Source organism: Prosthecobacter sp., assembly GCF_049294395.1.
GTDB lineage: Bacteria > Verrucomicrobiota > Verrucomicrobiia > Verrucomicrobiales > Verrucomicrobiaceae > Prosthecobacter.
In genome coordinates, this window is sequence record NZ_JBAQCR010000027.1 from 1 (window position 1) to 25636 (window position 25636).

Here is a 25636-nt window from a genome sequence, read left to right on the forward strand (position 1 = left end):
ATCCCATGCTGCTCTCTTTTGGAGCCTTCAAATGTTACAGCCTCTCCCTCGTCATAGGTTTGGCTCTCTGCACCCGCTGGGCCGTAGGCGCATGGTTTCCCGCCGCTTCCAACACTTGGAAGTGGACGGCGGGGCTCACCCTCGTCGTTGCATTCCTCTGGGGCATGGCGACTCCGGCACAGGGTTTTTATTGGGGCACCGGTTCAGCGGGCTACACCCAGTCCGCCTTGTTTTCCCTCGCCATTGCAGGCCTGTTCGGCCGACGCAGCTTGAGCCCTGCTTGGCGGCCGCATCCTGCAGTCCTCGTGCTTGCCTCCCTGCTTGCCTTCGTCACTACCGGTTGTACCGAAGTTGCCATGGCCTTGCTCCTGCTCCATGTCACCGTTTGGAATGCCCTGTATTTCTGGATCAACCGCCGTATCAGTCGTCCCCTGGCGATCCTGCTGCTCGCGACCATCGTCGGTGCTTCCTTGGTCGTCCTTTCACCTGGCAACGCCCTCCGCAGTGCCGTTTACTCCAACGGCGTGAACCACGTCCTCCCCGCCGCAGTCGCGCTCGCGCTCAAGCTCGGCATCAAGCAGGTGCTCCTGTGGCTCGTTTTTGTCCCATTCGCGCTGCTCTCACTCGTCGCCGTAGTCGCTTGGCCAGCGGACGCCCCTGTCTCACGTCAGCGCGGCTGGGAGCTCGTCGCTCTCGCCCTCGCGCTCATGGCTTGCACCGTGTTCGGTGCCTACTTTCTCGGTACATGGTGCATGGGCGCCTCCATCCCGATGCGTGCCGTGAACCTTGTGCTCTTGTTTTTCATCATCGACTGGCTCGTCCTGCTGACCGGTCTCGTGGCCCTGCTCCGCACCACCGCCGCCGAGTTGCCACGGCCCGGCCTTGTCTTCTCCCTCGGCCTCGTTTGCATTCTCCTCGTCAGCCTTGCCAGCACCCCCAACAATGTGAAGGCCGCCTGGCGTGACCTTCTTTCAGGCGATGCCGCCCGTTACTCCACAGAGCTTACCAAACGGCATGAACTCCTTCGCTCCACCCCCGAGCAGGACGTGCTCGTCCCGCCGCTTCAGTCCCGCCCTAAAATGCTGTTCTTTAACGACCTCACCCCAGATCCCGCCAACTGGCGCAACACCGGCTGCGCACGCTTCTTCCACAAGCGCAGCGTCGCCATCACCACTCCATCCTCGCAGCCATGAATACCAAAACCAAGATTGGCCTCGCCAAACTCCTCTACCATGCTTTGCGGCTTGTTGGCTTCAGCCAGAAGCGCGTCATCTCCCGTCATGGTGTGCGCTTTGACGTCGATCTCGCGGAGGGCATTGATCTCTCCCTCTTTCTCTTCGGCAGCTTTCAGAAATGGGTCATTGATGACACCCTGCTCCCTCACAAAGAAAACTTTTGCGCCATCGACATAGGTGCCAACATTGGTGCCATCTGCCTCCCTCTCGCCTCCCGCTACCCCGGCTCGCGCATCATTGCCGTGGAGCCCACCGACCACGCCTTCAAGCGGCTCCAACGTAACATCGAGCTCAATCCCGCGCTCCAGCCCCGCATCAAAACCGTTCAGGCCTTCATGGGAGACGGCTCCCTGGAGGCCACCCCCGGCATGATCGCCTATCCCAGCTGGCGTCTCGACAAGGCCGCTGGAGAGCGCCACTCCGTCCACATGGGGCAGGCGCACGTGGTCACCTGTCCCACACTCTCCGTGGATGGCCTCGTCCAGCAGGAAGGCCTTGATCACCTCGACTTCATCAAGATCGACACCGACGGCCACGAACTCGACATCCTTAAAGGCGCACGCGCTACCCTCGAGCGCTGGCGTCCCGTCCTAGTCTTTGAATTCTGCTTCTACGAAAATGAAAAGCGCGGTTACAGCTTCGCCGACTTCACCGCTTTTTTCAGCGCATTGAACTACGACATCTGCCTCTGTGACAGGAAAACGCGCATCCCGGACGAGGCTGCCGCCAGACGCGTGGTGCCGGAGCTCGGTTCGTGCGACTTTGCCGCTGTGCCGCGCTGAACCGCCTTCCGTTCTCATCCCCTGATGCAGTCCCAGCCCCACCAGTCAGACTATCGGTCGGAAATCGACGGCCTGCGCGCTCTCGCCGTGCTCGGGGTCATCCTCTTTCACGTGGATGTGAAATGCCCCGGCGGTTTCGTTGGGGTGGACGTTTTTTTCGTCATCTCCGGTTATTTGATCACCTCTCTCCTACTGCGGGACTTGGAAACCGGCCGATTCAGCCTCGTGCAGTTTTGGGAGCGCCGCTGCCGCCGCATCCTGCCCGCACTCGCGGTCATGGTGCTCGTCACCCTCCTTGCTGCCGGCTTCCTCCTGCTGCCGAACGACTACCTCAATCTTGGCAGGTCTGCCGTGTGGCAGGCCCTGTTTGCCAGCAATGTCCATTTCTGGCAGGACACCGGTTACTTTGCCGCCGCCGCCGCAGAAAAGCCCCTGCTGCACACCTGGTCCCTCGCCGTGGAGGAGCAGTTTTATCTGGTCATGCCATTGCTGCTCGCGGCGCTGGTGCGCATGCGCCCCACTGGCGACCGCAGGCATATAGGCATTATTCTCGTCGCCTTGCTGGTGGCCAGCCTCGGCTGGAGCGTCTTTAGGCTGCGGAGTGACCCAGCTTCCGCGTTTTTCCTGCTGCCCAGTCGCGCTTGGGAACTGCTCGCAGGCGCCCTCCTGGCGGTGCAGCCCATGGGCTTGAATCTCGGTCTGGGCCGCTGGCGTGAAATCCCGGCATTGCTCGGGCTGGGAGCCATCGTTGGCTCCTATGCGCTGTACAACGCGGACACCCGCTTTCCCGGTCTCGCCGCCCTTCCTCCCGTGCTCGGCACCGCCTTGTTCCTCGCAGCCAATCAACGGCCCGCTGGCACGCTGCCGCCCACGTGGTGTGGTCGCCTGCTCGCCACCCGCCCGCTGGTCTTCATCGGGCTGCTTTCCTATTCACTTTATCTCTGGCACTGGCCCTTGCTTGCCTTTGTCAACTACTGGAGCTTTGTCCCGCTGGCAAAAGGCGGCAAGCTCCTGCTCATCCTGCTGACCTTTTTGCTCGCGCTGCTCTCCTGGCGCTTCGTTGAGACCCCCTTCCGCCTGCGACGTATCTGCGCCAGCCGGCGCTCCATGCTCATCGCCAGCGGCATGGCCGTGCTGCTGCTCCTTCTGGCAGGGGAGGGGATCACCCTCTTTCAGGGCTTGCCTTGGCGCGTGCCCCCCGGAGTGAGTCATGGCTATGCCAGGAACTCCGAGTCCAGCTTCATGCTCACCCACCAGACCGCCCTGGCGGATCTGGCGAAGGATCAGTTGGTGCAACTCGGCGTGTCCGGCCCCATTGGCAGCAGCCAGCTCGTGCTCTGGGGGGACAGCCATGCCCTCGCCGCCCATCCCGCTTTCGACAGCGTGCTGCGTGCCGCCGGTGTCTCCGGCTGCTCCATCACTCATTCCAGCACCGCTCCGCTGCTCGACTTCCATGCCACCGTGCCCAACGGCCCCGTGACCGATACCGTCGCCCTGAATCACGCCGTGTTTGAGTGGCTGCGTCAGCATCACGTCCGCCACGTAGTGCTCGTGGCCTACTGGCATGTGTATGAACAGAAGGGCAGGGTGCAGGGAGTGGCAGTCAGCGATTACCTCGCTTATTACCAGCGCAGTATTCTCGCCACCGTGCAGAAGTTGGTCGCAATTGGCTGTCAGCCTTGGGTTATGCTGCAGGTGCCCGAACACCCCTGGATCGTCCCCAAGGCGCATGCCTACTGCCTCCTCTTCGGTGCGGACGAGCAGCGCTTCTCCGCCACCCCGGACTCCTGGAACGGTCTGGCAGGGCAGGGGCCTGACTTCCTGCGTCAGGTTGAGCACGCCGGCGCACGCATCATTGACGTGCGTCCCGCTTTCCTCGACGCGGCTGGCCGCCACTTCCGGATCTCTAAGGACGGGCAGGCGCTCTATGGCGACAAGCACCATCTCACCCCCGTTGGAGCGGAAAACATTCTGGCACCCGTGTTGCGTCGCAGCTTCTCACCGGTTTTCCCCGCCCTTGGAAAACCATGACAGCGTCGACCCCCTCCCGCCCTATGTTCCTTTGCGGTGTTCAAACATTGCGTGGAATTTTTGCCGTCCTGGTGGTCTGCCACCACACCGCGGTGCATTCCGTGCGTCTCTGGTCGCATGACTGGCTTGGCGGCTGGTTCTATCACAACACCTTCCGCATCGATTTCTTCTTCGTGTTGAGCGGGTTCGTGCTGTGGGCATCACACCGCGTGGATGCCGGACAGCCCGCTGCCACACGCAGCTTTCTCCTGCGGCGCGGCTGGCGCCTCTACCCGCTGCTCATGACCTTGACCTTGTTCAAGGTGCTGCTCCTCACTTGCTTCCCCGGCAGAAGCTCCGATAGCTATCAGACCATCCCGTCTTTGCTCGCTCTTCCCCAGACTTCTTTTCCTGTCATCGTGGCCGCATGGACGCTTTCCTTTGAGATGTATTTCATGATCATTCTCGCCGCATGCCTGGCCTTGCCTGCAAAAGCCGCGTTCCCCTCCCTAGTGCTGGTGGCCGTTCTGCTCGCCGTGGGCGGCATGCTGTTCGACGTCCGCCCGGCCATCCATGGGCTGGGGTTCCTTACTCACCCCCTCATCCTGGAGTTTGCCGCTGGAGCGGTGGCGGCGGAATGTGTCAGGCAGCGTGGCAGCAGGGTGTGGGGCATGTTGCTCTGCGCCTTCGCCATCGTCGGACTGGTGGTCGGCTCCACACAGCATCTCTGGCTCAACTCCCTCGCCGTCATCTGGCAGAAGTCCTTCTGGGCGGTGATCTTTGCGGTTGGTTTTGGCGGACTGGCGCTCTTCGAGCGCTCTTGCCGGCCGGAGCGCTGGTGGCTTCAGGACCATTGGCGTCTGGGGCGCGCCAGTTACTCCATATTTTTGTCCCATGGTTTCGTCCTCGTATTCGGCTTCGCCGTGGTCAAACCACAAATGCTCGGCGGCGATCCTTTTTGGATCAATGTTTTTTTGCTGCTATTGGTCGCCCTCTCCGTGTTGTTCGGTCTCGCGGTTTACAGATATTGGGAACGTCCGCTGCTCAAATTCTGCAAATCATTGGTGGCGTACTTTCCGCCGCGCCGTGCCGGTTCCGATTCTCATCAGAAACGCTAGGCCTGACTTTATGATTCCTCTTCCTGCTTTGGCCGTGTCACGCTTAGCTCTTCTTGCCTCCTGCATCATTGCTTTGCTCCTGCAAGGCCACACTCTGCTGCGCCCGATGCTCCTCAACGATGACATCGCCCAGCACCACATCTGGCTGGATGCCAGCGCGGGCAGCGGTTTTAGCCCCGATGATCCCTGGGTCTCTACCTCGAAGGCCATTCAGCCCTATCTGACAGCGGCTGTGTTTCAAATGCTGCATCTCGTGCTGCCCACGCTACTCGTGGGCAAGGTTCTAGCCCTTGGCATGCTCGCGCTGACCGGGTTCCTCATTTTCAAACTGGCCGCTCACTTTGGCTCGGCGCGTCTGGGTTGGGTCGCCATGGGGCTGTTTTTTATCTCGGACTCGTGGATCGGCATCGGCGGCGGCTTCGCACGCACCTTTGCCTGGCCGCTGGTCTGTGGCTTCCTTCTCGCCATGGTCAGCGGGCGGCGTTGCTGGGCTGCGGTTTGTCTCTTCTTCGCTGCCGCCCTTTACCCCATCATGTTTGTCCTGCTGGCACCTGCCTACCTCCTGCTGTGGTTGCAGTCGGAACTGCTCACGGGGGGCTGGCGACAGCTCGGCGACTGGCGTCGACAGTGTCGAACGCACTGGCCCGTGATGGTCGCCGTCGCGGCAGGCAGCGCCATTGTGCTGATCAAAAGCCATGAGCTTGCCTTGCACCCTTGGGTTGGCTCCCAGGTCACGCTGGCGCAGATCAAGACCGACCCGCTTTATGGCCCTGGTGGCAGAGTCCCCGTGTGGCCGCCCTCTGCTCTTGGGCCGTCCCTGGCCTGGGCGCTCATGCCTTGGGACAAAGTGCTGCTGGAGCCGGTGCTGCGCCATGCCGCCTCCCTCCCGGTCTTCCTGGGCGGTGCCTTGACCTCGTTGCTAAACATCCTGGCGTTTGCAATTCCGGTGCTTGCCATTTTCCTCGTTTTCCGGCGCAACCGTCGCCTGGCCTATATCCTGATCACGCTCGCCCTCAGTTCAGTGGTCATCCATTGGCTCGCGCAGCTTCTCCTGCCCAGACTCTACGAGCCTTCCCGCTATGTTACCTGGAGCATGCCTGTGCTCGCTGTCCTTTGCACGGCCATCCTGCTGGAAGCCGCCGTGACACGGCTGCCCTTGGGCCGCCTTCGGCAAGCGGGTTGGGTGTTACTGGTGCTCGTGCTGATATCCCGCGCACCTTCCATTCGTGGCAAAGGCGCGGAGGACGTCTCCGAATATTCCCCCTTGTACGTTGAACTGGTGCGCACCGGCGGGGAGGAGATCATCGCCACCTTTCCCCGCACCAGCGACTTCATCCCCATCCTCTGCCACCGCAGCATCTTCATCAGCAACGAGTCCTCCCACGGCGTGCTCTTCACCCGCTACCGCGATCTGGTCATGAACCGCCACACTGCCTTGCTCCAGGCCTTCTATTCCCCCTCGGCGGCGGTTGTCCGCACCTACTGCCAGCAGCACAACATCAGTTGGCTCGTCGTCGAGGAAAAATACTGCCGCCAGGACATGGAACCCGGCGTTCTCTTCGCCCCATTCGAGCAGGAAGTGCGCGACATGCTCAAGCAAACACCTGTCCCTTGGCTGCTCGCTTATGCTAGAAAATCTGGCAAACAAGTGCAGCCCGGCGTTTACTTGCTTAACACCGGTCCGATCCTCGACTCTACCGCCCAGCCATGACCGCTCCTTCCCTCACCATCCTCATTCCCTGCCTCAACGAAGAGGTGGCCATCCCCGGCGTCGTGGCCGAATACCAGCAGGCTTTTCCTCAGGCCCGCATCCTCGTCGTGGACAATGGTTCCACCGATGCCACCAGTGCCCGCGCCCGCGCGGCCGGCGCGGACGTGCTCGTTGAATCACGCCGAGGCAAGGCCAAGGCCGTGGCCACCGCGCTCGCCCACATCAACACTGATCTCGTGCTCATGGTGGACGGAGACGGTAGTTATCCGGCTGCTGGTGGAAAACTGCTCTATGAGCGCTACTGCGAGGCTCCCGCAGACATGATCACCGGAGTGCGCCAGACAAAGCATGACGTTTTCCGTCCGGGCCACCAATGGGGCACGTCCATGTTTGCCACCTTTGTGAAAGCCGTTTTCGGCCAGCAACCGGGAGACGTTTTCTCCGGCCTCCGTCTTTTTTCCCGCCGCTTTTACATGAACGCCCCAGTTCTTTCACGTGGCTTTGAACTGGAGATCGAACTCACCATCCAGGCCATTGATAAAGGCTTCACCACCGTCGATTTGCCTATTCCTTTTGGCGACCGCGCGCATGGCACCAGTTCAAAACTGAAGACCTTCCGCGATGGCACGCGCATCCTGAGGGTGCTGCTGGTCCTGTTCCGTGACTATCGGCCAATGCGGTTTTTCGGACTCATTGCCGCCTGCGGTTTTCTGCTTGGAGCACTGGCTGGCGCATTGCCTGTGTATGAGTTCATCCAGACAGCCTATGTGAGTCGCGTGCCAATGGCGGTACTTGCCGCCAGCATCATGATCATCTCCACCGTCGTGTTGCTCGTAGGGCTCATCCTGGAGTCAAATTTGCGGCATCACCGCGAGATGTACCACATCCGCTTGCGCCAGTTTGGCAAGAACGGCATGCCGGAGGAATAGGGAGCATTTCTGTGAACAATACTGACATTGAGGTCGCTCGGCCTGCTGCCGCCCATGAGCGCATCGTCGCTCTGGACGCATTGCGGGTCATTGCCGCGTTCATCGTGCTGGTGCAGCACTTTCGTCTTGTTTTCGAGCTGCATTGGCCCGATTGGCTGAGAAAAGGGGTGTTCGATTCCAAGGCTGCCGTGATGCTGTTTTTTGTCCTCAGCGGCTATGTGCTGGCACTGTCTCTCGGTGGCAAGGCACCGTCCTTCACGGCTTACTTCAAATTTGGCGTGCGGCGCGTTTTTCGTCTGTACCCTGTCTATTGGATGGCGCTACTGCTGGCCCTCGTGGTGCTGTGGAGTGTTCAACAACATGGAGCAGGGCAGGTGACAGGTCTGCCAGCTTGGTTTCTAGATGGCAAAGGCATGCAATGGGAGCAGTGGTTCTTGCAGAGCACGCTGATTGCACCTGGAATGAAGTCCGACTTCGCTCTGCCAACGGTTTGGACGCTGATGACCGAGGCTAAGGTATCCATGATTTTTCCCCTGCTGGCGTGGGCAATCCTGCGTAGTCCTGGCTGGCTGGCAGGAGCGCTAGTTGCTGGCTTGGTCCTCGGCAGCGCCTGGCTGGACCAGCACGTCGTAGGCACTGCAGCTTTTCTCGGCATGTTTGCACTTGGCACCTTGCTGTGCCGCGTGCCGTCCGCTGTTTGGAATCGGCTGAATCAAGCTGCATGGTGGGGCTTGTTGTTGCTGGGCTTTGGGCTTTATGCCGCCATCTCCTGGCGCTATGTGATGCCAAGCATCTGGCTTGGCTACTATCTTTGCGGCCTGGGTTCGCTTATCTTCATCGCGGGCACCATCCACTGGCCGCTCATGCGCACTGCGCTGACACGGTTGCAGAAGCTGCTGCGCGTGGACCTCTCCTACAGCATCTACATCTTGCATTATCCCATTCTGGTTGCGTTAAAAAAACTCTGCGGGCCTGTGATCCAGTCCTCACCCTGCTTGGCTTTCATCCTTGCCTTTGGAGTGACGGTCGGACTCGGTCTGCTGTTGCATTTCACGATCGAAAAGCCTGCCATTCAACTGGGGCGGCATCTGACTCGCTCCCGGCCGACGTCTTTCGTCTGAATCTGTCTTATGGCCGACGATGTCCAGCTCTGCCAGATTTTCCCGCATTACGCTCCGATCCTAGCCGGAGCTGCTGAGCGCTTCCGCCGCTATGCGCCGGGGCTGCATGCGCGTGGTGTGGCCACCTCGGTGATCACCTCCCGCAGCGATCCCGCGCTGTCTGCTGAGGAAACGGTTGACGGTCTCATCGCCGTCTCGCGCATGGAGGTGGGAAACACCGCAGGGGAGCGCGATCAACGCCTGTTTCGAGCCGCTGCGGTGCATCTCCAGACGCAGGGCAGGGCAGGAGCGCAGGTGGTGCAGACCATTAAGATGGACCGCCGCATCTTCCGCAGCCAGCTCTCGATCAAACGCCAAGGCCGTGCGCTCATGTTTGTCTCCACCATGGTGGAACCGGAGACATGGGGGCGTACCGCCTTGCATCGGTGGGCCAATCTCCAGTTGCAAATTCTGGCGCAGCGTCTGTTTGATGCGGTGGTCGTGGGATCTCCTGTGATGGCAGCGGCCCAGCGCCGCATGGGGGTGAGCGAACGCCGTCTGCACATCATCTCCCATGGGGTGGACACGCAGCGCTTTCAGCCTGCGGAGCCAGGCCAGGCGCTGCCTTCCTTGGTGGAAAAGGTGCTGCCTGCCGGTGCGAAGGTCTGCCTCTACGTAGGGCATCTGATTCCTCGTAAAGGGGTGCGCAGCCTGCTGCAGGCCTGGCCCGCAGTGGCTCAGAGTCATGCTGACGCATGGCTCGTTCTCGTCGGCGCGGTGCAGCGCCCCACGATCTCCTCCGAGCAGGAGCGTCAGGATATCGAGGCTTATCAAAGTGCCTTGTTCAAGGAGCTGCGCTCTCTGCCGCGCGTCCTGCACATTCCTGAGCAGGCGGACATCCATCGCTGGTATCAGATGGCGGATGTGTTTGTGTTTCCCTCCATGCAGGAAGGCTTTCCCAATGCGCTGCTGGAAGCCATGAGCAGCGGACTGCCCTGTCTCACCCGCCGCTTCATGGGCTTTCCAGACGGACAGCTCGGAGAGCAGAACGGCACCATTCAGGTGGTGGATGATGCACCCTCCGCCTGGTCTCAGGCCATGGCTGCCCTGCTGGCAGACGAATCCACGCGTCACCGCATGGGGGCTGCCGCCCGCGAAATCGTGCTGCGTGATCATGCCCTGGACAAGACTCTGGATGATTATGCCAGCCTCTACCACGCGCTGGCACAAAAAAAATAGATTGATGAGTCAGGAGAAAATCAGCGTGTTGATCCCTGTTCTTAACGGGGCGCAGTTTCTGGAGGAAGCCCTGGTCTCCCTGGAGCAGCAGACGCATCGAGGCTTTGAAGTGCTTGTCTGGGACAACGGCTCCACCGACGGCACTCTGGAAATCCTGGACCGCTGGCTGCCCGCGCGCCTGCCTGGGCATGTGTACCGTGGTGTGCCATTGTCACTGGGACTCTCTCTGGCACGGCTCGTGGAGGTTGCAACGACCGAACTGTGCGCCCGCATGGATGCGGATGACATCTGCCATCCTGACCGGTTTCAGCAGCAGCTCGCCTTCCTGCGTCAGCATCCCAGCCTGGCCCTCGTGGGCACGGACCGCGTTTGCATCGACATGTCAGGCAACATCGTGGACGGAGCTTCCACACTGCCCTTCAAACCCACCGATGTGCTGCATGCCACGCTCGTGGGACCGCGCATCTGGCACCCCACCGTGATCTTTAAACGTAGCGCCGTTCTTCAAGTCGGCAATTACCAGGATCATAGCACAGCGGAGGAGCCCTACTGGTCTGAGGACTACGACTTGTGGATGCGACTGCTGACCCAGCACTTGGCCGCGACCATGCCTGAGCCCCTGTTGCGCTACCGCATCAACCCCGAAGGAGTGACGCAGAAGGCCATGCGGGAAAAGCGCGCTGCATTGGCACGACGTCGGGTGTGGGAGCGCCACGCTGCCGCCTTCACCGGCCTGCCGTCCCAGATGGCCATGGAACTGCATGACCGTGCCAGCCGTTTTGCGCTACCCGCATTGTGGCGCATGGCTCATCACTTTCAGCGTTTGGATGGCATTCCGCCCTTCACCCGCCTGCGGCACCCCACGTTCATGGCTGCCATGGACAAGTTAGTCGCCCGCAAAGATCTGGCGGCGCGTGTCTGGCTCAAGGCCTGCCGTGCGCTGCGGCCAACTCAAGCAGATGGTCCGCCCACACCTTGACCGGGTCCGACGGGATGCGCTCTTGAACCAAGCGACGGCCAGCCGCCCCCATGACTTCCCAATGATCACGCTGGGACCAGGCCCGCTCCATGACCTCATGCAGCGCCTCTGTGTCACAGGCACTGGCGAGAAACCCCGAGCGCTCCGGTTCCATCATCTCCGGAATTCCGCCCGCAGGCGTGGCGATGACCGCCCGCCCCGCCCACATGGCCTCAATCATTGCAATGGGCAGCCCCTCGTGGCGCGAAGGCAGCAGCAGGGCATGATGTTCACGCCACACTGCGTTCATGTCGTCCACATGACCAGCGAACACCACTTTGTCCATGATCTGGAACTCCTGGCACAGTTCCCGCAGCGTGCTTTCACAGCCACCGCTGCCAAAGAGGGAGACCTGGATCTTTCGCTCCCTCCATTCAGGGCGGGCCAGCACTTCGAACAGCATGTCATGCCCCTTCGTCTTCGGGTGCAGACGTGCCGGCAGCGCTAGTTTGACAGGCGTTTCTGGGCTCAGCGGCGGCATCGGGATGGCCTCAACGCTCACCAGAAAGGGATTCCGCACAATCTGCGCATTCTTCAGCCTGCGTCCCGTCTGCCGCACGCACAGCTCCCGGTTGTGTTCCGATACAAAACAGGCCTCCAGAGCTCGGTTGTATGTCCGATGAATTCGTTCTGCGTGCGCGTCATCCGGCCAGTTGTCCGTGGACACCAGATGTGTCACCACCACGCAGGGATGCCGACCTTCATGAATGACCTCCAGCAATGGGATGCCATCCACCAGCGTTCCAGAGTTGAAAACGATCAGGTCCGGCTGCTCCAGCTTCAGCAAGGCTTGCAGGCGGCGGAGGCGTCTGGGCGCACCGCCGGTCAGACGTTCCAAAATTTTACTGGCCACGGCTCGCCTGCCGGTGAGGTCCAACGGGCGGTGGGGCACTCCGAAACTCTCAAGCTGCCGCCGCCGCCGCTGGGCCCCCGCTTTCCACTCCGTCAAAGCCATGACCGCATGTCCCTGGCTTTGCAACTGGCCTGCGGTCTGCACCCAAAGCTCCTCGCTGCCGCCACCGCCCTGGTTGGCGCTGACAAAAGTAAATTTCATGAATCAAGCGGGGGGAGGGGTTCCTGAGCAGGGGAGTGGCATAACAAGTGTGTCCGTATTTAATGCCAGCAACACTCAGTGCTGTCAAAAAATGCAGTTTAAAACCGTTGTTTCTTGCCCTCGCAACTTGGCACGACTATCTGACCAGCCTTGGCCGGATCCCATCAACATGACCTAGATTGAACATTGGCGGTTCCTCACCGTATTAACAAATTCTTATGATTAAAAACCGCAGTGGTCTGACTATTTTGGAGGCGCTCGTCGTCATGACGGTATCTATAGTGCTGCTTTGGATCGTGATTCCTGTCGGCATGGTTCGTCTTGGCTGGAAGGAAGCAGGCAGCATGGTCGTCACCGAAGGTGACAAAGCACCAGAGTATAAAGGCGTGCCGCTTGAGCTGGATGTCTTGAAACCGCGTGTGGACGAAGTGCAGAAGCCCCGGGTGCTGCCAGACAGTCAGTTCGTCCCCAGGGCTCCCAACACGCCGCCCAAGAAGAACCCCTTGGAATAAGCGGAGGCTGTACGCCTCGCCGCTGTCATGGATTCACCCCCAACAGAGGCCATCCCGGCTGACTACCGTGCGCTGCTCATTGTGGCTCGCCTGGGGGCCCTGTGGCGCATGCTGCGCGCTTGGTTATTTTGGAGCACGCTGCTCATCGTTGGCTGCTTGCTCGTCTTAGCTCTGGTCATCCGGTATCGGGCGGAAAGCAATCTGCTGACCATCTTTCTCGCCTATCTCCCGGTCTGGGTGCTGACCCTCCCCTTGCTGGGGACACTCATCGCCAGTCTGGTTTTCCTCTGCTTGCGCTCCGCCCTGCTCTCTGTCTCCTCCGCCATCATCATCGTCCTCTGGCTGGGGGGCTTCAGTTTCTCTCTAGGGCAGAGCACTGCCCATGTACGTAGCGCAGACACACTCTCAGTGATGACCTATAACCGCGGTCAGGGTTCTGAAGCCGCGCTGACCAATTGCGCCACCGCAAACCAGCCCGACATTGCCGTCTTTCAAGACGCTGGTCACCGTCTGGGCCGCCTTGCTTCACTGCCCGCCTTTGCCCAGCTCCAACATACGTATGAAAATGGCGAGTATGTTTTGCTAAGCCGCTGGCCGCTGGTCGAAAACGAAGCCCTGCAGCTCGACTGGCCCGCTGGCAAAACAGGATTCTGGCGTGCAGGCACACGTTCAGTCATCGACTGGAACGGTCGGCGCATCGTCATCTATAACATCCATTTTCCCACCCCGCGCGATCTGCTCTACTGGTACGCAAAACGCGGCATCTTTCTTTATGGACTGCTAGGGCTCGTGCCTGGCACCCCGTTGCATGCGCGGCATCAGCACTATCTGGCCTACTGGACGGCACGCGTGGGACTGGCAGCTCAACTCGCCGCGCGCGTGCATGGGGAGTCATCCCCTGTCGTTCTCATGGGCGACCTGAACATCCCGCCCATAGGGAGCGGATACGGCCTCTTGCATGCCGTCCTGCAGGATGCGCACCAAGCCGCAGGCAGTGGCTTTGGTTTCACCTTTCCAGGCAATTTTAAATCCATCGGCAGGTGCTTTGCTCCCTGGATTCGCATTGATCACATCTTTGCCTCGTCGCAGTGGGAGATTCTCTCTTGTGCCAGTCCTTTAAAAGAAACATCTCAGCACCTCCCCGTCGCAACCCTGCTGAATCTCAAGCAAAAAGATAGAAAGTAATGAGCATTGACGTACGTGTTTACCGATGGCATGACAAATGCTGGCAGTTCGATCACATCGATTAAGATTAGTTCATTAAATTTTTTCAAAAATGTTGATTGCAGAATCCCAGCTTGATTTTAAGTCTTTGTTGTAGATAGATGTGCAACTCACCACATATACCCATTGTCCACTCTATGAATATTAATTTTAACAAAAGCCTGCTGTTCGCATACGCGGTTGCATCCGTGTTGGTGATTGGCGCTGTTGATATTTTTGCTTTCGGCGGAGGCTATGGCGGTTTTGCTTTTGGTCTCGGCTATTTCCCACAGCAAGATCGCACTTTGGGCCGGGTAAACATTGCCGCAGACAGCAACTACGATGGATTCTTGAATTCCACCGACCTGGATGCCAGTGACAATGTCAAACGCAATCCTCCAGGCTTGATTGTGGGCACTCGGGAACTCGCTCGAGTCGATCTTACCGTGGTTCATAATACTGCACTGCAGACCACTGGTTCGCCTGATCTCAAATTCTTGTATTACAAAACCGCCGCCATTCTCGACCTCCGTCCGGTGAATCTTGGTCATAAGCGTGGTCACTTTGCTTCTTATGAGGAAGAGCAGCGCCGCAGTGGTCATGTTCGCGTCTGGCTTGACCCCGCCCGCACGACCCTCCTGCTTGATTCCGCAGATCCTGGCAAACGCCGTGCGGAGTGGCCTGCCGCCTCCAGTCTGCCTCCCAAGCACGTCTATGTCGAAGGTGTCAGTATCGGTGACTCTGGAACGGTGATGATGTTGACGCTCCTCCTTGACAACAACAACCTCAGTCCCGTCGCTGACAAGCTCTGGGGTGAGAAAGCCGCTTGGGATGCAATGATGTTCTCTGTCTGGCCCAGCCCCAAGACCAAGCCTTTCATCGACAAGTCGCCCGTTTGGAAGCGTTTCTAATCGGTTCAATGTTTGCAGCACCGAGTAGTGTGTGGCACAAACAATTCAACACGTTGAAACACAGTGTATTTATTTCAAAATGCCTTGGTGGCGGATCCGCAAAATATTTCCATGCTGGTCTTGTTTCTGGCCGCAGGGGCATGGCTTGTTCTGGCTTTGGTTCTCTTGATTGACTTGTTTAGTGACGCCACACTCTCCCTTTCTTGGAAGGTGATCTGGTGTCCCATCCTCATTTGTGTCCCTCTGCTTGCGGGGCTCTTCTACAGCGTTTTTTCCATTATTCGCTCACTTCTAATGGCGCGAAGGCCGTGACAGTCCGTTTGGCTGCATTCTTTTCCTCTGAGAGATTAATATTAAAATACATGAGCTCAGTGGTCACACTAAAGAAATATCTAATCGATCCTGCTGTTTGTTGCTTGGCGGGGGCTGCATTCATGCTGCTCGTCTTGCAGTTACCCGCCGCCGCTCAAACATTTGATTCACCAGGGGTGCCTCTCTCCAAGGCCCGTCCTGACCGAGCGCCCCTTTTTGGCTCCTCCCAGCCGGATACTGCCGCCAGCCATGCCCTGGGGCAGGACGTCACCCGTCCTTATGGCGAGTACCGCTATGTGCCCCAGAAGAACCTGTACCAGCAAACCACCATCGCTGATTCTATCGGGGATCTCAGGCAGAACACGCGTGATGTGCTGGCTCCGATCAGCAACATCAACCGTTACACTAGCTGGTCTTTGTACAGTGCCACGGACAGCTACTTTCTAGGCACCTCGCTGGGGCTGAACCTGGGTATTCCCGCCTTCGGCGTCCAACTCGGTTCTGGCTATGGCGGCATCCAGAACAATCGCCTCACCATGATTGCTGGCCCCTTTGTGGTGGATAGCATTTACGCTGGGTATGGTTTGATCTATACAGACATCCAAGGCAACTATCCAGGCATTGACTCCCTCCCGCCCAATGGCTGGGCGCAGATCGTCTGGGCGAGCTTTCGCGCCACTTTGGTCCTCGGTGACTCATTGGCCATCAGCATCAATCCCTACTTCTACTGGCTGCCGAACAAAGGCGAGTTCGGGTGGGCCGTTCCTGGCCCCATGGCTGGCTTGATGCTGCCACAGTTCGGGGCCAGAGCCTTGTTCCAAGGCGTTTGGAAGAAAGAATGGAACAATTGGCGCCTTGTCGTCACTGACCAGTTCACCCCATACATCCAGCCTTACAATCTCTGGGATGTGTACGTGAATGCCAATCAATCTTGGGGCGATCTCTCTCCAGTGGAACGCGTCGGTCGCTATGGCGTGGGCTATGGCTCAGGCGCGATTAACAGCTACGACCCCAGCGCGCGCTTTGGTCTCAATAATGATCATTGGAGCGGCTTGAATGGGTATTACAACATCATCGGAGCCAGGCTTTTTGGCCGCCATGGCAATGCCACCCAGAGCATGTTCTACCTTGATCGCGTGGATGCGTGGGACAAAAACTTCAACACCCTCTACTCTGCCCTCAATGGCGGGGCCTATATCCGTAACGGTGATCCCTACTTCACCTCCTACGCCGGCTACAACTTTTCCACCCGGGCACCTTTCTTCAACACCACTATCAACTGGGCGGTCGCTGGCTTCCGCAAAAGTCTCACCAATTTCCTCACTACCTACGCTGAGGGCGGCTATTATTGGCTTACCGGGGAAGGGCCGCATTACAAGGGCTGGACCGCCCTTGTCGGCATCCAAAACCGCCTCGGTCCGCGGACGTATCAGTATGCCGAGGTGGGTCGTCGCGTTTACCAGCCTTTTAACGCTCCTATGGGACTCGAAGACTTTGCTGAATACCGGCTCGTTCACCTCCTTGGCGGTCGCATCAACACGACGGCTTACGCTGGCGTATCCAAGCGCTACCTGCAGTTCAACAAACAGACCACCCAGCAGATCGAATATGCGGGAATTATGATGAGTACTAATATTTCTCCTAGAATCGGCAGTTTTGCCTCCGCCGGCTGGGAAAAGATTATGATTCCAAACAGTGCCATCGAATGGACTCAGTGGACCTATCGCTCCGGTCTCACCTACGCCATGTCCAGCACGGTCAATTCCCAGCTCTTTTACCAATATTTGGATTTTCATGGCAACACATACGGCTATACTGAACATTACTTGTACCTTGGTGTGTCCAAGAGCTTTTAGATTATTCCAATCCTGTATGTTTAAATCAGTCTTTGTTCCGTGCCTCTTCGCTTTCTTTGGTCTTGCCTCTTGCAGTGGTCCGCAAAATTACGATTCCGCTGATCTCGCCCCTCTCCCGAAATCTGCCATCCCTGGGAATGCGAACTATCGCATCCAGATTGGCGATATCGTTGATATGTTTGTTCTCGAGGACAACTCCTTCAATGGATCTTATGTCATCCGCCCCAGTGGCGACATCATTGTTCCAAAGCTCGGGCGCGTAGGCATACAGGGGCTCACTTTGGCGGAGGCTGAGGCCCGAATCAAATCCACCCTTCAGGCCAACCACTTGAAACTCGCCACTGTCATTATTGACCCTGGCATGCGCGGTGAAACCGCCGCTGGCGGCCTGACCTTGCGCCTCAGTGGTGAAACTTCGCAGACCGGGCGTGTCACCGTGCGTCCCCTTGGTGACTCCCCGGTCTCCGCCTATCAGGCGGTCATCGATGCAGGTGGCTTTAAGCCATTTGCCAACAAGAAAAAGTCATACATCCTGCGCAACAGCAATTCAGGTGTGCAGCGCATCGACGTGAACTTCGAGGCCGTTGAGACTGGCAGGGTCTCTGACCCCGTGGTGTTGGAAGGTGACTGCATTGTTGTGCCAAAGAAAATGTTTGGTTTGTAACAGCGCTTCTTTCTGCACCTCTCCTTATGGCAATCCCGGGTTTCAAACGCTTTCTCACTCTTCAGGACATCCTTCAGTTCCTCTCACGTTATGTGAAGTACTGGCGTTTGGGAATGTTTTGCGCTGTCCTCGGCGCCTCGCTCGCCCTCGCCTATTTCGTTTACGGCAAGCCCTCCTACTACTCCAAAAGTTCGGTCGAGTACAGTTACGTTGACCTGCCCATCAAGTCTGAAATTTCAGACATTCGTGGCAACACCAAATGGGACAATATTAATTCGCAGGTCGTCCTTGGCCTGCAGTCAAGATGGCTTGCTGAACGCACCGCCCTTCGCCTCAAGCTCGTTGAAAACGCCAGCCAGCTGGGCACAATCTGGAATCGTTTCATTTCCAAAATCAAAATCACCACTTCGGTAGCCTCGCAGTTGGAGATCGAAGTATGGGTCTATGAACCTCGCCTAGCTAAGCTCTGGCCCCAGGCTATGCTTCTGGAGTACCATGACTTCCTGACTGAATCTCGCATCAAGCACCGTGACCTGCTCATCCAGGGTTTCTCCAAGGAAATGGATCGCATCCGCGAAAACTTAAAGGCCGAAACCGAGCGTGACCGCCGCTTTGAATCCGAAAATCGTATTTTGGAAAACTTTGTGGCCAACAACAAACTGGAGCAACTGCCCACCCAGATGCTCACCTACCGCTCACAGCTGGATGCCATGGAAGAGGTTGAAAAGTACATCGACGCCACCGCCCCCAGCAGCGCAGAGAAACTCTCCCTCCTTCAAAAGTATCGCGACAAGCCCCTCGCCGTTGGCACCATCGTTCGCCGTGCTGCAGAATCGGACCCCTTTCTACTGAAGACCAGTGCGCCCAACATCGTGATGGGTGGCAATGGCGGCATCGCAGTTGAACCCCAGACGCCTACTCCCGCCGGTGCCTCCCCCGAGGCCACCACCAATACCATTGTCATTCCCGAGGCCTCCAAACGCTCCGAAGTCTGGGAAGGTCTCGATAAGAAACTTCGAGAAGCCCAGCGTGAATACCAGCGTCTCTCCAGCAACCTGCTGCCAGGGCATGAACAAATGCGCGCTCTACAAAAGGAAATCGACATTTACAGCTTTGGCCTGGAAGCCGAGTGGAAAAAGGAAATTGCAGCCTTTCAACTCGAGAAGGACCATATTCGCCAGCAGCTTGCTTCCTTGCAGGAGCAGATGCCCGAATACCACAAACTCATTGCGGGCTATGATGACTATCGCAGAGACTTCCGTCTCCAGTCCAGCGGCAGACTTGCCTGGGAGCAGGCCTACATTGCTATGAAATCCCGCCTCTCGGCCATGGACTATACCGGACCTGAAGTTCAGGTGGATTTCTTGTTCAAGGGCTTCACTGAAGTGCGTGATGACATTCCGGTCTCCCCCAACAAGCAAAAGCTCCTCACCTATGCACTGGCGCTCTCTCTCGGCCTTGGCATCGGCGGGCCTTTCCTTACCGAGCGGCTCCGCTTCACTTCTTCATTTGTCGGCGAGGCTGAAAAATACTGCCAGTATCCCGCTTGCGGCATTGTACCCTTGTTGGAAATAAATGCCAAGCTCGCGATTGAGAATGATAAGGACGGCAATGAGGAAACCTCCACCGGCACCCATGCCCACGAATCCTTCCGCATCATCCGCAGTTCCCTGCCATTCTACGCGCCAAAGGACAACCTCAAACAGGTGATCATGGTGACCAGTGCCCGCCCCAGCGATGGCAAAAGCACCGTGGCGATGCACCTCGCCAAATCCTTTGCCGAAAGCGGCGACAAAGTGCTGATCATCGACAGCGACCTGCGCCGTGGCACGTTGCACCGGCTCTTAGAGCTCGACCGCAAGCAGAATGGACTTGCCGAACTCCTCGGCAGTGAAGCCAAACTCGAGGATGCTATTCAATCGACCAAGACGCCCGGCCTGAAATTAATCGCACGTGGCAAGAGCAATAGCGTCAGTCCTGAGTTGCTCTCACGCAATCACTTCCAGGAGCTGATCGACAGACTGCGTCCACAATTTGACCGCATCATTGTGGACACTCCACCGTTGCTCGGCCTCGCCGATTCATTGCTCATCAGTAAAGCCGTGGACGGGTTGATTTTTGTGATTCGCGCCGACCAGACCACCCAGCGTGATGTCGCCACCGCCTCGGAAATTTTGCACCAGTCAGGTGCCCAAGTGTACGGCTTCGTCTTGAACTGTGTGAACCTGAAACGCCTCGAAAATTCCTACTATTACGGCACTTACTATTCCCGATATTACGAACCCACCTACTACAGCAAGTCGAAACGTGGTGGCTCGCAGTCGGTCGATGACGCGTGACCTAGGCGCTGTGACCTCGCCTCGTTTATTTCATGGGAATCAGCGTGCTCCACGTGCTTCACTCCTTCCGCCAAGGGGGCATGGAGAATATGATCGGCCAGATGGCATGGCGGCTTTCCCAATCGGGCTTCAAGGTCATCGTCTGCGCCCTGGCTGGCTCAGATGATTTCAAGCACCGCCTGCCTCCCGGCACTTCCGTTCTCGAACTCCAGAAGCGTCCTGGGCTGGACTTCCGCTGCGTCATGCGCCTGCGTGCCCTCATTCGCGAACTCAAGCCCGACGTCGTGCACTCCCATAACTGGAATGCGCTGGTTTACTCTCTCTTCGCCCTCGGCCTCAACTGCACCCCACTCCTTCATGGCGAGCACGCTCTGCTCTACGGATGGGAGCGTTCCCCTTGGCGGCTCAGGCTCCGTCGCCTCTTCTATGCACGCTGTGATATCATTCACACCGTTTCTCAGGGACAGATCAACGATATGGCCGCTCTTGGCCTCACCCGTCACCTCGACCTTCGCGTCATCCGCAATGGTGTTGATACATTGAAATTCAGTCCTTTAAAAAAAGCTGAATGCCGCCGCGACCTTGGCATCCCCTCCGGTGCCCCCTGTTTCGGCATGGCCGCCCGCTACGTCCCCGAAAAACGCCACCATCTCCTCATCCAAGCCTTCCTAAAAATCGGCACAACCTTCCCAACAGCCCGCCTCGTGCTCGCAGGTGCTGGCGGCAACTGTGAAGCAGCGACTCAGGAACTTGTCGCGCGCCATCCCTTTGCCGACCGCATCATCCAGCTTGGGCACCGGGACGACATGGCGGCTGTTTACAATGCCCTCGATCTGCTGGTGCTCACCTCGACGTCCGAAGGCATGTCCAATGTTACCCTCGAAGCCATGAGCTGCGGCGTACCCGTGCTCATGCATGCCACCTGTGGCTCGGAGGAACTCATCCAACCCGGACGCAATGGCAGTCTGGCAGCGATGACGACGGCTGATGATGTGGCAGCGGCAGTCAGCGCGCTGCTGGAGCAGCCGGAGTTGCTGCGCACCATGGGCGGCGCGGCGCGGGACTTCATCGAACTTGAATATCCCCTGGCAAGGACTGCGGCTGATTATGCGGCGGTCTATGCCGCGCTGAGTGGGAAGCAGATCACCGCAATGGAGGACCGATAAGTGGATTTCATCTGCGCCTGCCTGCTTGTTTTTTTTTGGTATGTCCGCCCTCAGGACATCTTTGCAGTCATCAGCGGTGTCAGTGTGGTGAAGTATGCGATGTATGTGGGCATCATCGCCACGGTGCGGCGTGCGGGCGGGTTCAGCCGTGCTATTGTGTGGGCAGTGCCGATGGACTGGCTGGTCACCGCATACTGTGTGTGGGCCATTTACGCGACGGCTGACCATACAGGAGCCTTCAAAGAGGTTTTCACCTATTTCAGCTTCCATATGGTCACGGCCCTGGCGCTGAACAGTTGGGCTAAAATTGAAAAATACCTCAATATTTGGCTGGGATGCCTAGCTGTGCTGGCGGTGCTGGCGGTTTCCAGTCACTGGGACGTTGAGTTGGTGAAGGGTTCGGCAGAACTAACCATGGCCTTCCATGACCGCCTTACCTTGAACACGTGGGTGTTCCGCAATCCCAACGCATTGGGACACGGCGTGGTGACTCTGATCCCGGCCGCGCTGGCGTGGTGGGTCATGGCAGGGGGGAAGAATAAAATGCTGGGCATCGCGCTCATCGCGCTGGCGATACACTGCGTGCTGCTAACGGAGTCCAAGGGGGCCTTTTTGGCAGGTGCGGGGGGGCTCACGATGCTCTTTTTATTCAAGCGGCCCGTGTGGCTGCAGCTGGTGCTGCTGGCGCTGGTGTATGGCCTGGGAATAGCGGCCTTGAAAAGTCTGCCGCGCATGGACACCTTGTCCAAGGATGACGAGGGCATCCAAGGCCGTATGATCGTCTGGCAGCAGGCCAAGTTCAGCATGGAGAGCACTGTAACTGGGGAGGGGCTGAAGACGTTCCAGGGGTACGTTTCCATTCGTGACAGCAAGCTGCACCGCACGGTTTATATTCAGATAGCCACGCACGGTTCCTATGTTCGGCATGGGGCTGATCTGGGTTACATGGGCCTGCTGCTGTTTGCGGGCATTTTTTATGGGGGAGTGCGGGTGTTGTTGGTGGCCCAATCTGTGCCTGGCAGCGAAGCGATGAGGGTGCAAAGAACCTTGTATGCATTGATCGCAACGACGGTATTTTCCTGCTGGGTGGTGGACCGTGCCTATCACATGGACTTTTTCCTGTTGTCCGGGGTCATATCCGCCTTTCACCGACGGTTTCTGCCTGGTAACAAGGGGCAGGAGGAAGATGGCGGCAAAACGGAGGCTCTGGGGGGGGCGGAGTCCACGCCGCTGGAGCTGTCAGCGACCGCAGGGGGGGCACCCGCCGACGAGCAGCGCAGTGAGGCACTGGCAGGAACGAGACGGCAGGAGACTGAGGATGAGGAGGAAACCGCCGAGAACACTCCCGATCAGTTCGGTGCGATCAACCTGAATTGGTCACGCATTGGCGTGGTTGACATGATGATCATGTACGTGATTCTGGAAGTGCTGCTCTATTTCTGGGAACTTTTCTCCACCGACTTTGTGGTGTTCTGACCATGCGAATTCTTTGGATCAAAACCAGCCCGTTACACCCGCTCACGCGCGGCGGCGACCTGCGCACCTTCCATCTGCTGCGCCACCTGCATCAGCGTCATGAGGTCACCTTTGTTGGCATGACGGCGGATGCGGGGCAGGTGGCGGGCGCTTTGCACTCCACGGAGTATTCCTCCCAATCATTCTGGGCGCATGAACCCAAGGCCTCCCTGCAGCTCGCCCGCTGGAAGTTCCTCGCTGGCGCACTGGCCAACGTGGCGTCATCGCTGCCCTATGCAGTTGAACGCTTCAGGTCATCCAAGTTGCTCAATCTGCTGATCGCAAAACTCAAGGAGGAACGCTATGACCTGCTGATCTCGGATTTCTTGTTTCCTTCCGCCAGCCTGCCTTGGATGTCCAAGTCGCTCTCATGCCCCTGGGTACTCTTCCAGCACAACGTGGAGTCCATGATCTGGCGTCGCCGGGCCGAAGGAAAGGTGGGACTCAGTGCGCGGTATTATCAATCCCAGCGTGACCGCATGCTGTTCTTCGAGCGCCATTACAGCAGCCGCTTCGACGGCGTGCTCGCCGTCTCAGACGAAGATGCGCGGATATTCAAAGAAGAGATGAATCTCTCCAACGTCCTCGGTGTCGTCCCCACAGGCGTTGATCTTGACTACTTCCAATCCCTGCCCAGGACACACTCTCCTATCCCCACCGTCATGTTCATGGGCTCCATGGACTGGTATGCCAATGTAGACGGCGTGAACTGGTTTGTTGAAACCGTTTGGCCTCTCGTTCAGCGCGAGATGCCTCAGGCCATGTTTGTCGTAGTGGGGCGCAAACCACCTGCGGAGATTCAGGCGCTCGCCACCAGCGGCAGAAACATCGAAGTCACCGGCACTGTGCCGGATGTGAGACCTTACCTGCGCGGCGCAGACGTTGTCGTGGTTCCGCTGCGCATCGGCGGTGGCACACGCTTGAAAATTTATGAAGCCATGGCCGCCGAGGTGCCCGTAGTTTCCACCCATATCGGTGCCGAAGGTCTGGATGTAAAGAATGGCCGACATGTTCTTCTCGCAGATACCGCAGAAGACACCGCTGCAAAAGTGCTGCAGGTACTGCGCACTCCGGCCTTCGGTGCGGAACTCGCCCGCCACGCGCTGGAAGAAGTTGCCCGTCCCTGCTCATGGGCGGCCGCAGCTCAAATCTTTGAAGATGCCTGCGTGAGTCTCATTCAAAAGTCATGATCGCCACCGCGTGGATCATTCTCTTCCTCAGCGTGGCGGCAGTACTGCACTGCTACGTTTTCTACCCGCTCTGGTGGCGCTTCATCGGCACCCGCAGACCACTGCTGCCAGTGTCTCCCGAGCAGGACGAGCAGTCACTGCCCTTTGTCTCCGTCATCGTCGTCGGGTACAACGAAGCCGGCTGCATCGCCCGTCGCGTCGAGAACCTCCTGCAGTGTGACTATCCCGCCGACAAAATGGAGATCATCATCGCCTCCGATGGCTCCGACGATGGCACCGAGCGCCTCGCCGGTGGGAATGCTCGTGTGCAGGTTCGCCACTTCTCCGAGCGCCGCGGCAAGGTTCGTGTGCTCAATGACATCTGCCCGCAGGCCAGAGGCAGCATTCTGGTGCTGAGCGACGCCAATGTGGATTTCGCTCCGGATACTCTGCGCCGTCTCGTCACTCGTTTCCAAGATCCCAAGGTCGCCTGTGTGTGTGGCAAGCTTTGTTTCCGCGCACGCGAAGGTGAGGCCCACACCCAGTCCGAAGGCATTTACTGGAAACTGGAAACGTGGCTCAAGCAGCATGAGGGCGGTCGGGGCGTGCTGCTCGGTGCCAACGGCGCCAACTACGCCCTGCGTCGCGAACTCTGGACCGGCTGCCCGCCGGAGATCGTGGTGGAAGATCTCTACGTTCCGCTGCGCCTGCTCATGGAAGGATGGTCCATTGTCTTTGAACCCAGCGCGCTCGCGTATGAAGATCTGCCGCCTGCTCTGGCCGACGAATTTGGCCGTCGAATTCGCATCGGGGCAGGGGACTATCAGATTCTCGCGAGCTGCCTGCCGTTGCTGAATCCGAAAAAGGGGCTTGCGGCTTGGGTGTTCTTTTCCCACAAGGTTTTACGCTGGATCGCGCCCTTTTTCATGCTCAGTGCGTTGTTGTCAGTGCTCGTATTGCTAATTTTGGGTGCTGCTGGTTCGCTGTTGCTGTCGGCAGCCTGCGCGGTCATCATGGCGCTCACTGCCGCCGGTTTTTCCTCCCTCCGCATGCCTTCCTCATTGGGGCGTCTGGCCGCAGTGAGCGCCTACTTTGCGACCATGAATGCCGCCCTCCTCCTGGGCTGCCTGCGCTGGTTGCGTGGCGAACAAAAAACCACCTGGAAACGAACCCGTAGAGCCTGAACGTATGATCAAAGCAATGGACCTCTGGCTGCTGCCCTGGATCAAGGATCGCTTCTCGAAGACCAAGGCGCCAATTACCGATGTGCTGCTCGCTGTATGCGATCACTTCGAGCCATTTCACCACACCGACAAAGCCGGAGCTCTGCGTCGCTTGGATCAGTGGCACGACAAGCTGCCAAACATCATGGCCAGCGGTTTGGATCATGATGGCCAGACTCCTAAGCATACATTTTTTTATCCGGTGGAGCAGTATGATCAGGACGTTATTCAATCACTGACGGAACTGTGTCTCAGCAGTCGCAATGAGGTGGAGATCCACCTTCATCACCACAAGGACACGGCGGAAAATTTCTGTGCATCCATTGAACGCGGCAAAGCAGACTTGCGTAGTCACGGACTGCTCGGCAGCAATGCGGCCGGAGAAGTGACCTTCGGTTTCATCCATGGCAACTGGGCCTTGGACAACTCCGACCCCACCGGTGCCGGTTGCGGTGTACGTGGAGAACTGGCCATGCTAAAACAAGCCGGCTGCTATGCGGATCTGACCATGCCCTCCGCCCCCCATCGGACCCAGGCTCCCATCGTCAACAGCCTCTATTACTCCAAGAG

The 25636-nt window shown here is 58.3% G+C and carries 20 protein-coding genes and 1 pseudogene; 20 read left to right on the forward strand and 1 reads right to left on the reverse strand.

All coding sequences use genetic code 11. The annotated features are described in order from the left end of the window. From WAW39_RS01625 to WAW39_RS01665, 9 genes are all read left to right on the forward strand, one after another. The coding region (locus WAW39_RS01625; protein WP_422315092.1) for a DUF6056 family protein at window positions 1-1193 on the forward strand (1193 nt) is incomplete at its 5' end. Continuing rightward, complete coding sequence (locus WAW39_RS01630; protein WP_422315094.1) at window positions 1190-2017, forward strand: FkbM family methyltransferase; 828 nt, start codon at window positions 1190-1192, stop codon at window positions 2015-2017. The genes WAW39_RS01625 and WAW39_RS01630, both read left to right, overlap by 4 nt. A 24-nt stretch (window positions 2018-2041) precedes the next feature. Next, entirely contained in the window at window positions 2042-4048 is a 2007-nt protein-coding gene (locus tag WAW39_RS01635; protein ID WP_422315096.1) for an acyltransferase family protein, read from the forward strand. Then, on the forward strand, window positions 4045-5145 hold the full coding sequence (locus WAW39_RS01640) for an acyltransferase family protein (RefSeq protein ID WP_422315098.1): 1101 nt from the start codon (window positions 4045-4047) through the stop codon (window positions 5143-5145). Before WAW39_RS01635 ends, WAW39_RS01640 begins: the two co-directional genes overlap by 4 nt. A gap of 10 nt (window positions 5146-5155) precedes the next feature. Further along, complete coding sequence (locus WAW39_RS01645) at window positions 5156-6856, forward strand: hypothetical protein (protein ID WP_422315100.1); 1701 nt, start codon at window positions 5156-5158, stop codon at window positions 6854-6856. Next, entirely contained in the window at window positions 6853-7785 is a 933-nt protein-coding gene (locus WAW39_RS01650) for a glycosyltransferase family 2 protein (protein ID WP_422315102.1), read from the forward strand. The genes WAW39_RS01645 and WAW39_RS01650 overlap by 4 nt, the downstream gene beginning before the upstream one ends. Before the next feature lie 11 nt (window positions 7786-7796). After that, window positions 7797-8906 (forward strand): acyltransferase family protein, encoded by a 1110-nt coding sequence (locus WAW39_RS01655; RefSeq protein ID WP_422315104.1) that lies wholly within the window; start codon window positions 7797-7799, stop codon window positions 8904-8906. 9 nt (window positions 8907-8915) lie between these two features. Then, complete coding sequence (locus WAW39_RS01660) at window positions 8916-10124, forward strand: glycosyltransferase family 4 protein (RefSeq protein WP_422315106.1); 1209 nt, start codon at window positions 8916-8918, stop codon at window positions 10122-10124. Window positions 10125-10128: 4 nt separating this feature from the next. Next, entirely contained in the window at window positions 10129-11103 is a 975-nt protein-coding gene (locus tag WAW39_RS01665; RefSeq protein ID WP_422315108.1) for a glycosyltransferase, read from the forward strand. Here WAW39_RS01665 and WAW39_RS01670 read toward each other — a convergent pair. Then, a complete protein-coding gene (locus tag WAW39_RS01670; protein WP_422315110.1) occupies window positions 11048-12196 on the reverse strand; it encodes a glycosyltransferase family 4 protein in 1149 nt (382 codons plus the stop codon). The genes WAW39_RS01665 and WAW39_RS01670 overlap by 56 nt on opposite strands. Before the next feature lie 218 nt (window positions 12197-12414). Between WAW39_RS01670 and WAW39_RS01675 the strand changes: the two genes are divergently transcribed. From WAW39_RS01675 to WAW39_RS01725, 11 genes and pseudogenes are all read left to right on the forward strand, one after another. Next, on the forward strand, window positions 12415-12708 hold the full coding sequence (locus WAW39_RS01675; protein ID WP_422315112.1) for a hypothetical protein: 294 nt from the start codon (window positions 12415-12417) through the stop codon (window positions 12706-12708). 27 nt (window positions 12709-12735) lie between these two features. Next, window positions 12736-13893, forward strand: coding sequence for an endonuclease/exonuclease/phosphatase family protein (locus tag WAW39_RS01680; RefSeq protein ID WP_422315114.1), 1158 nt, complete (start codon window positions 12736-12738; stop codon window positions 13891-13893). A gap of 140 nt (window positions 13894-14033) precedes the next feature. Then, window positions 14034-14822 carry a hypothetical protein gene (locus WAW39_RS01685; protein ID WP_422315116.1) on the forward strand — a complete coding sequence of 263 codons (789 nt, stop codon included), beginning with the start codon at window positions 14034-14036 and terminating at the stop codon, window positions 14820-14822. Between the two features lie 362 nt (window positions 14823-15184). Beyond that, window positions 15185-16990: a hypothetical protein gene (locus WAW39_RS01690; protein ID WP_422315118.1), complete on the forward strand. Its 1806-nt coding sequence runs from the start codon at window positions 15185-15187 to the stop codon at window positions 16988-16990. Then, window positions 16929-17654, forward strand: coding sequence for a polysaccharide biosynthesis/export family protein (locus WAW39_RS01695; protein WP_422315120.1), 726 nt, complete (start codon window positions 16929-16931; stop codon window positions 17652-17654). Before WAW39_RS01690 ends, WAW39_RS01695 begins: the two co-directional genes overlap by 62 nt. A 26-nt stretch (window positions 17655-17680) precedes the next feature. Further along, entirely contained in the window at window positions 17681-19993 is a 2313-nt protein-coding gene (locus WAW39_RS01700; RefSeq protein ID WP_422315122.1) for a polysaccharide biosynthesis tyrosine autokinase, read from the forward strand. 44 nt (window positions 19994-20037) lie between these two features. Then, window positions 20038-21159: a glycosyltransferase family 4 protein gene (locus WAW39_RS01705; protein ID WP_422315124.1), complete on the forward strand. Its 1122-nt coding sequence runs from the start codon at window positions 20038-20040 to the stop codon at window positions 21157-21159. Next, on the forward strand, window positions 21160-22635 hold the full coding sequence (locus tag WAW39_RS01710) for an O-antigen ligase family protein (protein WP_422315126.1): 1476 nt from the start codon (window positions 21160-21162) through the stop codon (window positions 22633-22635). It begins immediately after the preceding gene. Between the two features lie 2 nt (window positions 22636-22637). After that, window positions 22638-23864 carry a glycosyltransferase gene (locus tag WAW39_RS01715; RefSeq protein WP_422315128.1) on the forward strand — a complete coding sequence of 409 codons (1227 nt, stop codon included), beginning with the start codon at window positions 22638-22640 and terminating at the stop codon, window positions 23862-23864. Then, window positions 23861-25027 (forward strand): glycosyltransferase family 2 protein, encoded by a 1167-nt coding sequence (locus WAW39_RS01720; protein WP_422315130.1) that lies wholly within the window; start codon window positions 23861-23863, stop codon window positions 25025-25027. Before WAW39_RS01715 ends, WAW39_RS01720 begins: the two co-directional genes overlap by 4 nt. A 16-nt stretch (window positions 25028-25043) precedes the next feature. Further along, a pseudogene (locus WAW39_RS01725) lies at window positions 25044-25636 on the forward strand (hypothetical protein); the annotation flags it as partial.